Genomic DNA, 14,502 nt, shown 5'->3' on the forward strand with positions numbered 1-14,502 from the left:
TCATAACGGGATCTGAGCGCTTAATTTTCCTGCAACTTGTAATTGATGGGCAACAATACGAGCAAGATAGTCAAACTCAATATTTACTTCTTGCCCTGGCTTTAAAAAATTCAAGGTGGTGTTCAATAATGTATGAGGAACAAGCATTAATTTAATGCGTTGCTCAGCAACCGAATTAATCGTTAAACTCACCCCTTCAACAGTAATACTCCCTTTAGGGATTAAATACAACATTGCATTAGAGTCAAACCCACTAAGTTCTACTTCAACAAACTCATTCATCTGCTTCATAGAATGAATTTGAGCGATTGTATCTACATGCCCGCTCACATAATGACCACCAAAACGTGTGGATGCGCGCATAGCGCGTTCTAAATTCACTTCATCATCTGATTTTAAACGACCTAAAGTAGTTCGACTCAAAGTTTCAGGAGAAACATCAAAGCACAAATCTAACCCATCAGAAGGTAATAAGGTTAAACAGACACCATTAACCGCAATACTTTCTCCTACTTGTAATTGTTCAAAAGCGGACGAGATAATCAACCGATTAGCACCATCTTGGCTCCAATTACTGATCACAACACCTTTTCTTTCAATTATTCCAGTAAACATGGATTTCTCTCACTCCTGGCTCAAATGAGTTCTTCTCTCTTGCATGGTTTCTACGCTATTAATTACCGTTTGTCGACAAATCTCTTGCATCACCGGAATCTCTTTAAGCGGTACCCCCTCATGAATTGAATAAGCGATAAGAAAGCTATCTCGCCATATTTTTTCATTCCTTTTTTCTTTAGCCTTCATCCATAAAGCAACCCATAAAAAGTGAAACTGCCATTTAACACGATGTAACTCCATCTCTTCACTAAATACCGCATCCATAGCTTCTTGCATACGACAAACTCTAATTCCATCAACAAAACTACTGTTGTGATTGACAATTTTATCAATTAGAGGATTTTCCAAATACCAAGATTCAGTAAATGATTTACTTTTTAGCCAAGATTTTGAACGCTGCAAAGACTTTTTGATTGTTTCTTGGGTAAAAGGAGTAATTTGAACTCCTAATTGGTCAAATAAGTGTTCTAAATCCAGTTCTTGCGGTCGCAAACGAATTCCAAGTAACTCTTGAATTTCTAAAAAGTGAAGATTGGGTATTTCACCGTGTCCTACGGTTACTGTCAGAAAATGCTCTACAATCATGGTAAAATAAGATAAATCAACTTCACGTAAGGTCACATTTTCATCAAAAGCTTGTTTGTAATAATCTTTCACATCTTTTGATGAAATTGCAGGCGTTATCCATGCATCTTTAAGACCTAATTCATATTTGAGCAATAGCCCACACAGTCTATTGTTTCTACTTTTACCTACATGAAGAAAAAGACCTTGAGAACCACTACCATCCACTTCCGTTGCTCTGATTATAGCATGAGCTATTTCAGGCTCAGGAGCGAATACAACTCCTTTTCTCCGTTGTATTTTTATCCAAGAATCAAAAAGAGAGTGGTAGTTTTCAGGATACCAATACTTAATGGTCTGTAATCGCGAAAGGGAAATAGAGGTTAAAGTGACTACATCCATAACTTGGCTCATGGTCGCAATAGCAATTTCACGCACTTCTGCTTTTGGATGCAACAATATCAGTAAGGCAATATCGCCACCTTCTTCGATGTTATAGAGATCGACTATAAGATCAGCAAAAAAATCAGCAGGCATAGCATAGCTTTGAGCAAAGAAATTTTCAGCAATATCAAAAACAGAAAGATCAGACAACTCATGAATTAAATCACGAATTGCATCTAAATGAGATAAAGGTTCACCCTCATTAATTAATTCCTCTTCGTCACTAGCCAAATCATAATAAGCATTTTTTAAATCATCGGTGAGCTCAACATGAGACTCATAAAAAGAATTTAATATAGGTAACCAAAAACTTAACGTATGTTTTTGAGAGTTTATTAGTTCTGCTAAATGAGTCATTAATTGTATTAATGTCTTAGCACTGATTTTATTTGATTCGGCAGCACCTTGTAATTGAGCTACGCAAATATCCAAAGCAAAAACACAAGCAGAATAAACTGAAAGCTCTTCATCTAACTTTTCTTCTAAATTATTAATGATATCGATGAGCTTAAAAGCAAGCTCTGGCTGCTGAAAAAATAAAATATACAATTGAGGATCAGGCTCAGAGTTTTGCTCAATCAAAGTTGCCATTTCAGTTAATAAACGGTACAGCTCTGGAGAATTACTGGTCATGTTTGTTTAGGCACCTGTCTTGCTCTACCCTCTTCGTCTAAAGCCACAAAAACAAAAACGCCTTCAGTAACTTGATAGGCTTCTCTTTGAGTCGCAGGATGAGCCCATACTTCAACGCAAATCGTCATGGAAGTATTACCTTGTTTTACCAAATTCACATAACAACTCACAAGATCACCAACATGGACTGGTTTTAAAAAACTCATGGAATGGATAGCAACTGTTGCCACGCGCCCTAAGGCTAATCTTTTTGCTAAAATTCCAGCCGCTAAATCCATTTGCGAGACTATCCATCCGCCAAATATATCACCATTAGCATTAGTACTTGCTGGCATTGCCAAAGTTTGGATAGCAAGGTCTCCCTTTGGAGTATTGGTCATTATTTTCCACCGTATTATGTATCGATTAAATCAACATTAATCTGCTTGCCATTCAATTCATCTTTATTTCTAGTTCTCACGACTTGTTCGCGAGATCCTAATCGCGAACAAGTCGTGGACTTATCCCGTAACTTTTGGCTATAGCTGCATGATTATTTATTGATTTCGTTTTAATTTAGCTAATGCATCTGCCATTGCTGTATTGAATACAGTTTTTTTAACGGGTTCAACTTTCTTACTCATTTCCGTTTTTTTCTTATGCTCTGATTTTTTAGCCTGAGGCGCTTTTTTTGTTTCAGAAGCTTTAACTGTTTTTCTCACTGGCGTGCTTAAAGGTTCATCGTCTAATTTCATACTCAAGCCAATACGCTTTCTTTCTTTATCTATTTCGATGACCTTAACTGTTACAATATCGCCAGCCTTCACTACAGTACGTGGGTCTGAAATAAATTTATGCGTCATTGCCGAAATATGAACTAAGCCATCCTGATGCACACCAATATCAATAAAAGCACCAAAATTAGTCACATTGCTGACCACACCTTCAAGAATCATGCCTGCTTGTAAATGCTCAATGTCTTCAATACCTTCTTTAAATTGTGCCGTCTTAAATTCAGGTCTAGGATCACGGCCTGGCTTTTCCAACTCACTCAATACATCTTTAATGGTTGGTAAACCAAATTGCTCATCAACAAATTGCGCCGCATTCACACTACGTAATTCTTCTTTATTACCAATCAAATTTTTTATATCTACTTTTTTATTAGCAATAATTTTTTCAACCAATGGATAAGCTTCTGGGTGAACACAAGATGCATCCAAAGGATTATCACCATTCATAATGCGTAAAAATCCCGCTGCTTGTTGGAAAGCCTTATCGCCCATACGACCAACATTTTTCAATTCCACTCTATTTTTGAAAGCCCCATGTTCATCACGGTAAAGCACTATATTTTTAGCTAAAGTTTCATTAAGACCAGAAATATGGGATAACAAAGCTGCTGAAGCCGTATTTACATCCACTCCTACCGCATTAACACAATCTTCCACAACACCATCAAGACTTCGAGCCAAGCGAGTTTGATTCACATCATGCTGATATTGGCCAACACCAATTGATTTGGCCTCGATTTTTACCAGTTCTGCAAGTGGGTCCTGTAAACGTCTCGCAATAGAAACTGCCCCTCTTAGTGTTACATCCAAATCAGGAAACTCTTGCGAGGCAATTTCTGAAGCAGAGTATACAGATGCCCCTGCCTCACTTACGATCACTTTATTGAGCTTCAAATCGGGATACATTTTGATGAGTTCAGAGACTAATCGTTCTGTTTCGCGGGAACCTGTTCCATTACCAATGCTAATGAGATTAACATGATACTTTGCAGCGAGTTTAGCTAAATCCGTAATCGCTGAATGCCATTCGTGTTGTGGTGCAAATGGAAAAACAACAGTGTAATCCAGTAACTTACCTGTTTCATCAACGACAACCACTTTAACTCCCGTTCTAATTCCAGGATCCAGTCCAATAGTAATTTTAGGACCCGCTGGGGCTGCAAGTAATAAGTCACGCAGATTTCTGGAAAAAACTTTAATTGCTTCTTCATCCGCAATTTCACGTAAACGAGTAAGTAATTCGAGCTCAAGCTTAGTAAATAATTTGATCTTCCATGTAAGACGTACGGTTTCTAACAACCAGTCGTCTGCTTTTCTTTGGCAATCAGCGATATGGAAATGAGCTGCAACTTTATGTTCGCCATAAGAAAGATCATGCTCAGGCAACACCAAACTCACTTGTAAGACACTTTCGCGGCGTCCGCGAAATAATGCTAGAGCACGGTGTGATGGGATTTTTTTAATTGGCTCAGCATAATCAAAATAATCTGAAAATTTGTTTATTGTTTCTTTTTTCTTAGCGCTGCCTACTGATTTAACAATACCGTGTTGCCATAAATATTCACGTAATTCATTAATCAAATCTGCATCTTCAGCAAAATGTTCCATTAATATATGGCGCGCCCCTTCTAACGCTGCCTTGGCATCCTCAACCCCAGCATCAGGATTCACAAAATGAGCGGCTTGCTCTTCTGGATCTAGATCTGGATTTTTCCAAAGCTTTTGAGCCAATGGATCTAGCCCCGCCTCTACAGCAATCTGTGCTTTGGTGCGACGTTTAGGCCTGAACGGTAAATATAAATCTTCAAGTCGCGTTTTAGTATCTGCGGCTAAAATGCTCTTTTCAAGTTCAGGAGTTAATTTTTCTTGTTCGCGGATTGACTGTAAAACCACAGCGCGACGCTCATCTAATTCACGCAAATAAAGCACGCGCTCATCAATAAAACGTAATTGTATATCATCAAGTCCTTCAGTAGCTTCCTTGCGATAACGAGCAATAAAAGGAATTGTTGCTCCCTCGTTCAGCAGACGAATGGCTGCCTCTACCTGCGCTGGCTTAACTTTAATTTCTTGCGCAATAATTGCAGCTAATCCCGACATCTCTTGAGTCATTTACATCCCCGTAACACATAAATAGATAACAATTTAATTATCCCATCCCTAAATCTTAATATCATGTAACTTTGAAGATGCGTCATAATCCGCTTCATCTACGCTACATAATTACTTTAAGGATGACTTATAAAAAACGCCACATTATCACTCAACAGTTACTGATTTGGCAAGATTACGTGGTTGATCCACATCTGTACCTTTAACAACAGCAACATGATAAGCCAATAACTGTAAAGGAATCGTGTAAATTATAGGAGCAACCCATGTACCACAAGAGGGAACTTTAATTAAGTGTGCTCCATTTGTCCGCCAGTTTTGGCTGTCATCCACAAAAACAAATAATTGGCCCCCTCGCGCACTTACTTCATGTAAGTTAGATTTTAATTTATCGAGCAGTTCATCATTAGGAGCAACAGCTACAACTGGCATGTTCTCATCAACTAAAGCGAGTGGCCCATGTTTTAACTCACCCGAAGGATAAGCCTCAGCGTGAATATAAGAAATTTCTTTAAGCTTTAATGCACCTTCTAAAGCAACTGGATATTCAACGCCACGTCCTAAAAATAAGGCGTGTGCTTTATTCACAAATAGAGAGGCTAAGCCTTCAATTTCTGTATTCATCTTTAGTACCCGCTCACAACATGCAGGTAACTCTTGTAATTGATTGAGAACCTCGTTAGCGCGACTATCATGGCAAAGAACCGTAGCTAACATCAAAAATGCAGCTAATTGAGTAGTAAAGGCCTTGGTAGACGCTACACCAATCTCGACACCGGCTCTTGTTAGAAAGACACAATCAGCCTCTCTTACTAAAGTGCTTGTTGCTACATTACAAATAGCCAAACTGGCTAAATATGGCATACCCTTTGCTTTCTGTAAGGCAGCAAGAGTATCCGCTGTTTCACCTGATTGGGAAATAGTGATAAACAATGAATCTTTGGGAACTACCACATCGCGATAACGATATTCACTAGCAATTTCAACTTGTGTTGGCAACCCGGCTAAAGACTCTAACCAATATTTTGCAACCATTCCCGCATGATAACTAGTACCGCAAGCAACAATGTGGATTTGTTTGACTAACGGAAATACATGAGAAGCCCGTTCGCCAAAACTAGCTCTAAGCACTTCAATAGAACTCACTCGACCCTCTATAGTATCAGCCAGGACTTTAGATTGTTCAAAAATTTCTTTGAGCATAAAATGTCGATAAGGACCTTTAGTTACAATTTCGGCATTGCTCGTTAAAAGATGGGAGGGACGCTCAACAATTGCATTTGATGAATTATAAATGACAACGCTTTTAGGAGTAATAAATGCACTATCACCTTCCTCTAAATAAAGGACTGATTGGGCAAAAGCTTTTAATGCTAGGCTATCCGAAGCAACGAAATTTTCACCAATACCCATGCCAACAACCAATGGACTTCCTTTACGGACCGCAACTAACTCCATAGGTTTTTGTTGATGGATAACCCCTAAAGCAAAAGCACCATGCATTTCTGCTGCAGCAGCCTGTACAGCAGTAAGTAAATTTTCACTTTGAAGATAGTGATAATGAATCAAATGAGCAGCAACTTCTGTATCTGTTTCAGAAGTAAACAGATACCCTCTAGTGGTTAATTCATGGCGCAGCTTTTCATGATTTTCAATAATCCCATTATGCACCAAGGCAATTTGCTCATGAGATAAATGAGGATGCGCATTTTGTTCTGAAGGCTTACCGTGTGTGGCCCATCGAGTATGAGCAATTCCGGTATTTCCCATAACTGCAGTTTCTTGCATGGCATCGGCTAAGTTTTGTACTTTACCCTGAATTCGTATGCGCTTTAAATGTCCATGATTATCAATTACTGCGATACCGGCAGAATCATAACCTCTATATTCTAAACGTCGCAATCCTTCGAGTAAAATTTTACTAATATCCCTTTCAGATACAGCGCCGATTATTCCACACATAACCTACTCCTCGTTTCACTAAACCGTAGTTGAACGATACATGAATCAATAAAAACAGGAATTATGCCATAAACATGAATAAATCACTAACACGCATGCTCAACGAATCAGAAAGGATATAAATCATTTTTATCCTTTAAGAATAGCCTAAACATTCCAACATATCGCGGCTTGCCCGCGGAATTCAGGGGTACTGCGCTAAAATACTGAACCCCGAGGACAAGCCGCAGGGCATAGTTCGAGATGTGATCAAGAGGTAGCAAATAACCTATAAGTTCCTGCTATCCTCCCCCCAGGCACGGCCATTAAGTTAAATGACTGTTGCCATCAGGGGGCTACACGACTAATAAATCACAAGAATACAGATCCCTTTAATTACTCAATAGGATTTTTACAGGTCACTGAATATCCATGATCTTTCATTGCAGTACATACTTCAAAAGCCATTAATCCATGAGCTCGAGTACTTGGGTGAATCTCATCCCAGAATAAATAACTCTCTGGAGTATCACAAACGTGATAGTTTTTATCTCCAGCAGCGAAGCTTTCATCTCTATATTGGAGCACTTGCGCATAACGTAATACATAGTTATGAGCAAATGGCGAGGTACGAAATGCATCATACATGGGTAGCTTCACATCAATACATGCATCCTTAGTATTAGTAAAACCATAGTTTTCTGGATTTTCTAAAGCCCTTTGCATGTACTCTTGCATATCAATGTAGAGGAAATCTGCATTAGGATAGATTTTCGCCCACTCTTGCATGCGATTTTGAAGACGTTCGTTGTGCATATCGATTGCATTATTCAAAACTTCTCTATCCGTGGTTTGTACTACGCGTGGCGTATCACCCAAATGAGGTAACCCCATAATAACAAAACGACGCGCTCCGGATTTCATTAATTTCATTACCGCAGAACCAGTGCTTGAGAGAACATTATCAACATAAGTACTCATAATTTCAGTATTATAATTATCTTCAAAAAACAAAACATTGATATAATCATTGCTGCCTGAGAAGACAAAAAATACTGTTTCATCACTTAGAGAAGGATGTTCTAATAAGTAGGCTTGGACAGTTAAACCAAGACTTGGAGGAACGAGCTTACCCACAATGAGATTTTTGATCGTTCCTAGTGGATGGCGAATTAAGTTCCATACCGTTAATTGATAGTCATAAGTAGCAGACCAACTTCCGCCAAACGCACGGTTCAAATAAACCTCTTCATCATCTGAAGCAATAGAAATCATTTTCGCTAAATATTCATTCCATACTTGCCCATTAGAGAATCTTGAATTCCAATAAGGTTTTCCTGGCAATACTGGAACCATCTTGACTTTACTGACTAAATTCGCAATATAGGGTGCCAGCTGATTATCAAAAAATTCAGTAACAATGGCGATACCTGAATCTAATACCATTTGAGGAACATAATATTCTTCAGCAAATTCAACCATTTTGTTCAATACAAATATTTTAAATGGTGCCACTAAAAATGCGGGGTCTTCTTCTTGGCGTAAACTTTTAAGCAAATGTGTGGTGTTGCCTGTGTCAGACAAACTATCGCCAAAAACAACCATAGATTTTACAGGGGTAGCGGCAAAACTGATTAATGGGATAAAAATACAAAGGGCTAAAAACCAACGTAACTTCCTAATGTAATGTGCCATATTATCTCCTTATAAGCCCGGCGGGGTATGAAAAACACGAATACCTGTGTTGGTATATAACAGTATGATCGCTGATTGGCTTTTGTCAACGCATTTAATTAATTTTTGCTTAATATTTAAACCCAATTTGAGTGCATTTAAATCATGCCTATTGATTAAATTCTGTGTAAATGGTAATTTTTGCTGAATATTTTTGTTTCTATTGTCAGGTAGTACAATGAAAGAAATAGTCATTGCAGCATTTTATAAATTTGTTTCCTTAGAAAATTATGAAACTTTGCGCCAACCTTTATTGACCCAAATGCAAGAAATCGGTATCAAAGGTACAATTATATTAGCATCTGAGGGAATTAATGGTAGTTTTGCAGGCACACGCGCGCAAATGGATCTTTTTTACCAATTCATCCATAAGGATGAACGCCTAGCCGATTTAAAATTCAAAGAAACGTTTGATAATGAAAATCCTTTTGAGAAATCCAAAGTCAAACTTCGCAAAGAAATTGTGACTATGGGTATCAAAAATGTGGATCCATTGAAGGCTGTAGGGACTTATTTGACTCCTCAGGAATGGAATGAACTCATTTCGGACCCTGATGTTGTCCTAATCGATACTCGTAATGATTATGAATTTGAATTAGGTACATTCCAAAACGCAATTAATCCTAATACAGAAAATTTTCGCGATTTTCCGGAATATGTACAACACTGTTTGCTTGACAAAAAAGATAAAAAGATAGCCATGTTTTGTACTGGCGGCATACGTTGTGAAAAATCAACTGCTTATTTAAAAGAACTTGGTTTTGAGAATGTTTTTCATTTACATGATGGTATTCTTAATTATATGGAACAAATGCCCCAAGAAGAATCGCTCTGGCAAGGTCAATGCTTTGTTTTTGATAACCGAGTGGCAGTTGATCAAGATTTAAATAGAGTCTATCCTCAATTACCACTAGATTACAAGCATGATCGAGAGCGTGCTAAAGAATAAATTTTATGACCAACAAAAAACAATCCGATTCCACTATTGTCTTCAATCGAAAAGCAAGTTTTGATTATTTTATTGAAGAGCAATACGAGGCTGGTCTTGTACTTGAAGGCTGGGAAGTGAAAAGCTTACGTGCTGGAAAAATTAATTTATCCGATTCACATGTTATTCTGAAAAATAGTGAAGCTTTTTTATTAGGGGCACAAATTCAACCACTAATTACAGCGTCTACACATACCATTCCAGATCCAATCCGTACTCGAAAACTTTTATTAAATAAAAAAGAATTGAATCAACTTATCGGAAGTGTCGAGCGCCAAGGCTATACCATAATACCACTTTCCTTATATTGGAAAAAAAATAAAATAAAAATCAAAATTGCTCTGGCCAAAGGTAAAAAGGAACATGACAAACGAGATACAATTAAAGATCGTGAATGGCAAAGAGATCGTTCACGCATCATGAAAAAAATAGGGAGAGACTGATGAATATAGGAGAATCCGTACCTAATTTTACCTTTACTGCAACAAACGGAATTTCGGGCCAACTTAATGATTATCAAGGACAATATGTAGTTCTCTATTTTTATCCTAAGGATGCAACCCCAGGATGTACCACTGAAGGTCAAAACTTCAGAGATGCATATCCCCAATTCCAAGCTTTAAACGCACAAATATTTGGAATTTCCCGTGATAGTTTGAAATCACATGAAAATTTTAAAGCCAAACAAAGCTTTCCTTTCGAGCTCATTAGTGACCAAGACGAACAATTATGCCAATTATTTGATGTAATAAAAATGAAATCTATGTATGGCAAACAAGTACGTGGCATTGAACGTAGTACTTTTATCATTGATCCTCAAGGCAACCTGGTGAAAGAATGGCGAAAAGTTAAAGTCAATGGCCACGTGGAAGAAGTGTTAGGTGCTTTAAAATAAGGATATTCTCCTTGACTGCGTTTCATTCCCTAAGCACAATAAAACAAAATTAATAACAAAGCAGTAGCCTCGCTACCATTAAGTTAACGTGAGTTTCAGATTTAAAAGCGTGGTTTTACTTCGATCCATTCAGCCCGAACGGATAGATAGAGAAACTGGATCTAAATAGATTATTTATCTGAACTCGCGTTAAGTCAGGAAGTTATCATTCCTACACTCTTAACTTAATAGCAGTGAATAGTAACTTGGGTGAAACCCAGGTTTTATGACCTAAAATCCTGTTTCGCCTAGGCTACAGATTTTAATGACAATGGCTCCATCATAAAGGTGAATTTATGGATAAAAGCAATACCATTCCGAAGCTGTTTGTACTCGACACTAATATTTTAATGCATGATCCTACAGCCATCTATCATTTTGAAGAGCATGATATCTACTTGCCAATGGTTGTATTAGAAGAATTAGACAATCATAAAATGGGTACATCGGAGGTAGCACGCAACGTACGACAAACCAATCGTATGTTGGTAGAACTTATGAGCAACTCCTCTCATGAACAAATTGTATCCGGTTTACCAATCCCTAATTATTCGGATAAAAAAAAGTGTAGCGGCAAACTGTTTTTTCAAACTGATGAATTTAATCAAGTGGTCCCATCTACATTACCTGGGCATAAAGTAGATAATACCATTCTTGCTACGGCCTTAGGATTACAAAAAAAGCATGCAGGGACAATGCAAGTTATTATTGTGTCAAAAGACATTAACTTGCGCATCAAGGCCGGAATACTTGGGATTCTTGCAGAAGACTACTACAGTGACCAAGTACTGGATGATGTCAATCTTCTGCATCGAGGCTTACATATACTGGACAATGATTTCTGGGAAACTCATGCTAAAGACATGGGATCTTGGCAAGAAAGTGGCAAAACTTTTTATAAAGTAGCTGGTCCATTGATTGAACAATGGAATCCAAATGATTGCCTCAGTACCGAAGATGATCAATTTCAAGCCATTGTAAAAAAATTAGAAAATGATCATGCGGTCATTCAATTAATTCGTGACTATACCAAACATTCAGTTTGGGGAATTCACGCGAAAAATCGTGAACAAAATTTTTCATTAAATCTGCTTTTGGATCCGGAGATTGACTTTGTCAGTTTGCAAGGCCCTGCAGGTACAGGAAAAACGCTCCTCACAATCGCTGCGGGATTAACCCAAGTTTTAGATCAAAACCGCTACTCTGAAATTTTAATGACTCGTGTCACTATTCCCGTAGGCGAAGATATTGGTTTTCTTCCAGGCACCGAAGAAGAAAAAATGACTCCCTGGATGGGGGCGTTAATGGATAATTTAGAAGTACTTCATAGCTCACAGGTTGGAGGTAGCTTTGGACGTGGTGCAACCCAGGATTTATTACAAAATAAAATTAAAATTCGTTCTTTAAACTTTATGCGGGGTCGTACTTTTTTAAATCGTTACATTATTATTGATGAAGCACAAAATTTAACCCCAAAGCAAATTAAAACTTTGGTTACACGCGCAGGCCCTGGCTCGAAAATTATTTGTCTTGGAGACATCAAACAAATCGATACCCCTTATTTAAGTGAAACAACTTCCGGTTTAACTTTTGCAGTGGATCGTTTTAAAAGCTGGGAACACAGCGCCCACATGAGCTTAACCCGCGGAGAACGCTCAAGACTTGCATTTTATGCGGCAGAACATTTATAGCCCATATTCTTATTCTGAAAAGTATCTGTTTGATCGAATCATTTTGATTCGATCAAACCTATCCGTGTGAATATATGGACAGTGAAGAATCATGTTTAACGAAGAATAAACAAAAATAGACCCAGTATAAAATGTGGGTTATAGTATGCACTTTAAGGATTTACCATGACCGATCATGCCATCACCTTTGATGACGTTCTCCTTGTTCCTTCATACAATCATCATGAATCAAGACGAGTAGTAGAAACTACGAGTGAAGACCGCTTAGGCAAATTAACTCTGGAGTTGCCTGTAATCAGTTCCAATATGGATACAATTACTGAAAGTGCTATGGCCAATTTCATGACCTCTAAAGGAGCTATGGGTGCCTTACACCGCTTTATGTCTGTACAAGATAATATCGAAGAATTTAAAAAGTGTAATGGCATTGTTTTCGTCTCTGTTGGTTGTTCCACGGCTGAACTAGAAAGAGCAGAAGCATTGCGCGATGCAGGTGCTGATTATTTCTGTGTGGATGTTGCCCATGCGCATGCCAAGTATGTGGGGAAAACATTAAAAAGCTTACGTCAAATACTCGCTGATCGTTGTATCATGGCAGGAAATGTTGCCACCTACGCGGGTGCAGATTATCTTGCTTCTTGTGGCGCCGACATCATTAAAGCTGGAATTGGCGGTGGTTCTGTATGCAGTACTCGCATCAAAACGGGTTTTGGGGTCCCGATGTTAACCTGTATCCAAGATTGCTCGCGCGCAGATCGTTCTATTGTTGCAGATGGTGGAATTAAAACATCTGGAGATATAGTAAAAGCTTTAGCTTTTGGTGCTGATTTTGTGATGATTGGTGGTATGTTAGCTGGAACATCACCAACTCCTGGCGAAGTCATTCAAAAAAATGATGGCAGCAAAGTGAAACGTTATCGGGGTATGGCCTCTAAAGAAGCTCAAGAGAACTTCTTGGGTGAAATGCATGAATGGAAAACTGCCGAAGGTGTAGCAACAGAAGTGCCTTTTAAAGATAATCCTGATGCAATTATTGCCGATATTGTTGGAGGCTTAAGATCGGGTTTAACTTATGCGGGTGCGGATACAATTAGTGAGCTACAACGTAAACTAAATTACGTCATTGTCACCCAGGCTGGGCGCATTGAAAGTTTGCCTCATAAATTATTAGGTTAAAAACGAATTGCAACCATAATGAAATAAAACCAACCCTGTTCATTATAAACAATATTTAGTAATAAATTAGCCCCCTATAAATTTTCAACAAAAGTTTATAGGGGGCTAATTATTAGCTCAATCTAAAAAGAAAAATCAACCATAGATCAAATGCCTATAATAACTAATTATATTTGTATATGGGTATTTTAAAATAGTGTAAAAATGCCTTACGCATTTATGCTCGCCAACATCAAGACTTACACATTATATTTCTTACTAATTCTACTAATCCCTTATTCAGCAAATAAACAGAGATCCTGTTGAAAAATATGAAAAACATTTACTCAAACTATAAATGATCTAATTCCAGATACACCGCCTTCACTAAGTTTATTTTTTTCAGCTGCTGTACCCTGTTCATTTTTGACAGTTATATTGAGCAATCACTTAGATTAAAGTATGCACACATTGAATCCAGGCGAGCCATTTTTTGTTGTACTGGTCTAACTGTTGGTGAACCCCTATGCGGTTAGTAAAGAAGCTAATTTGGCCACCTAACCTTATCCAACCTTAGAGAAAGAAACTATGTCACCCTTGCCCATGCTGAATATTTTACAAGAGATCCAAACCCTCCAGGAATTAAAACAAAAATCACTTGCCTATAGCGACAAAGCCAATGAGCTCATCGAGCGCATTCACCATGGGTATGGTGAAGAAGCAGTCTCTTCCATGAAGGCCACGTTACAGCAATGGGAATTAGGTGACTTTAGAGAAGCAACCGCACTGCCTGAACCCACTCTTCCCCCAAATGATAAGGGATTTGTTCATCCTGACTGTTATCAAAAAGTACTTCCTTTATGCCAATTAGCCCTTATTGTGGAACACAATGGAGTGGCTGAAGACCACGCTTTG

The 14,502-nt window shown here is 38.1% G+C and carries 12 protein-coding genes; 6 read left to right on the forward strand and 6 right to left on the reverse strand.

Annotated features, from left to right (window positions below):
* From ribE to plaC, 6 genes are all read right to left on the reverse strand, one after another.
* Positions 1–615 carry a riboflavin synthase gene (ribE, locus tag Lsan_RS12665; protein ID WP_058514596.1) on the reverse strand — a complete coding sequence of 205 codons (615 nt, stop codon included), beginning with the start codon at positions 613–615 and terminating at the stop codon, positions 1–3.
* A gap of 9 nt (positions 616–624) precedes the next feature.
* Positions 625–2,259: a hypothetical protein gene (locus Lsan_RS12670; RefSeq protein WP_058514597.1), complete on the reverse strand. Its 1,635-nt coding sequence runs from the start codon at positions 2,257–2,259 to the stop codon at positions 625–627.
* Positions 2,256–2,639 carry an acyl-CoA thioesterase gene (locus Lsan_RS12675; protein ID WP_058514598.1) on the reverse strand — a complete coding sequence of 128 codons (384 nt, stop codon included), beginning with the start codon at positions 2,637–2,639 and terminating at the stop codon, positions 2,256–2,258. The genes Lsan_RS12670 and Lsan_RS12675 overlap by 4 nt, the downstream gene beginning before the upstream one ends.
* Before the next feature lie 156 nt (positions 2,640–2,795).
* Complete coding sequence (locus Lsan_RS12680; protein ID WP_058514599.1) at positions 2,796–5,144, reverse strand: Tex family protein; 2,349 nt, start codon at positions 5,142–5,144, stop codon at positions 2,796–2,798.
* 147 nt (positions 5,145–5,291) lie between these two features.
* Positions 5,292–7,106, reverse strand: coding sequence for a glutamine--fructose-6-phosphate transaminase (isomerizing) (gene glmS, locus Lsan_RS12685; RefSeq protein ID WP_058514600.1), 1,815 nt, complete (start codon positions 7,104–7,106; stop codon positions 5,292–5,294).
* A 375-nt stretch (positions 7,107–7,481) separates the two neighbouring features.
* Complete coding sequence (gene plaC / locus Lsan_RS12690) at positions 7,482–8,780, reverse strand: lysophospholipase/glycerophospholipid:cholesterol acyltransferase PlaC (RefSeq protein ID WP_058514601.1); 1,299 nt, start codon at positions 8,778–8,780, stop codon at positions 7,482–7,484.
* Positions 8,781–8,997: 217 nt separating this feature from the next.
* Between plaC and trhO the strand changes: the two genes are divergently transcribed.
* The 6 genes from trhO to Lsan_RS22640 form a co-directional block, all read left to right on the forward strand.
* Positions 8,998–9,768 carry an oxygen-dependent tRNA uridine(34) hydroxylase TrhO gene (gene trhO, locus Lsan_RS12700; protein ID WP_058514603.1) on the forward strand — a complete coding sequence of 257 codons (771 nt, stop codon included), beginning with the start codon at positions 8,998–9,000 and terminating at the stop codon, positions 9,766–9,768.
* Between the two features lie 5 nt (positions 9,769–9,773).
* Positions 9,774–10,250: an SsrA-binding protein SmpB gene (smpB, locus tag Lsan_RS12705; RefSeq protein ID WP_058514604.1), complete on the forward strand. Its 477-nt coding sequence runs from the start codon at positions 9,774–9,776 to the stop codon at positions 10,248–10,250.
* Positions 10,250–10,702 (forward strand): peroxiredoxin, encoded by a 453-nt coding sequence (locus Lsan_RS12710; protein ID WP_058514605.1) that lies wholly within the window; start codon positions 10,250–10,252, stop codon positions 10,700–10,702. Before smpB ends, Lsan_RS12710 begins: the two co-directional genes overlap by 1 nt.
* Before the next feature lie 335 nt (positions 10,703–11,037).
* Entirely contained in the window at positions 11,038–12,432 is a 1,395-nt protein-coding gene (locus tag Lsan_RS12715) for a PhoH family protein (RefSeq protein ID WP_058514606.1), read from the forward strand.
* A gap of 165 nt (positions 12,433–12,597) precedes the next feature.
* Positions 12,598–13,608 carry a guanosine monophosphate reductase gene (locus Lsan_RS12720; RefSeq protein ID WP_058514607.1) on the forward strand — a complete coding sequence of 337 codons (1,011 nt, stop codon included), beginning with the start codon at positions 12,598–12,600 and terminating at the stop codon, positions 13,606–13,608.
* Positions 13,609–14,175: 567 nt separating this feature from the next.
* Positions 14,176–14,502: hypothetical protein (locus Lsan_RS22640; RefSeq protein WP_193392710.1), on the forward strand; the 327-nt coding region annotated here is incomplete at its 3' end.

This window comes from Legionella santicrucis (assembly GCF_001468135.1).
Lineage (GTDB): Bacteria > Pseudomonadota > Gammaproteobacteria > Legionellales > Legionellaceae > Legionella > Legionella santicrucis.

Excerpts from the sequence above, each read along its gene's own strand:
- Lsan_RS12710 (WP_058514605.1), top strand. The coding sequence starts at position 10,250 with ATGAATATAGGAGAATCCGTACCTAATTTTACCTTTACTGCAACAAAC.
- smpB (WP_058514604.1), top strand. The coding sequence starts at position 9,774 with ATGACCAACAAAAAACAATCCGATTCCACTATTGTCTTCAATCGAAAA.
- Lsan_RS12715 (WP_058514606.1), top strand. The coding sequence starts at position 11,038 with ATGGATAAAAGCAATACCATTCCGAAGCTGTTTGTACTCGACACTAAT.
- trhO (WP_058514603.1), top strand. The coding sequence starts at position 8,998 with ATGAAAGAAATAGTCATTGCAGCATTTTATAAATTTGTTTCCTTAGAA.
- Lsan_RS12720 (WP_058514607.1), top strand. The coding sequence starts at position 12,598 with ATGACCGATCATGCCATCACCTTTGATGACGTTCTCCTTGTTCCTTCA.
- plaC (WP_058514601.1), bottom strand. The coding sequence starts at position 8,780 with ATGGCACATTACATTAGGAAGTTACGTTGGTTTTTAGCCCTTTGTATT.
- ribE (WP_058514596.1), bottom strand. The coding sequence starts at position 615 with ATGTTTACTGGAATAATTGAAAGAAAAGGTGTTGTGATCAGTAATTGG.
- glmS (WP_058514600.1), bottom strand. The coding sequence starts at position 7,106 with ATGTGTGGAATAATCGGCGCTGTATCTGAAAGGGATATTAGTAAAATT.
- Lsan_RS12670 (WP_058514597.1), bottom strand. The coding sequence starts at position 2,259 with ATGACCAGTAATTCTCCAGAGCTGTACCGTTTATTAACTGAAATGGCA.
- Lsan_RS12680 (WP_058514599.1), bottom strand. The coding sequence starts at position 5,144 with ATGACTCAAGAGATGTCGGGATTAGCTGCAATTATTGCGCAAGAAATT.
- Lsan_RS12675 (WP_058514598.1), bottom strand. The coding sequence starts at position 2,639 with ATGACCAATACTCCAAAGGGAGACCTTGCTATCCAAACTTTGGCAATG.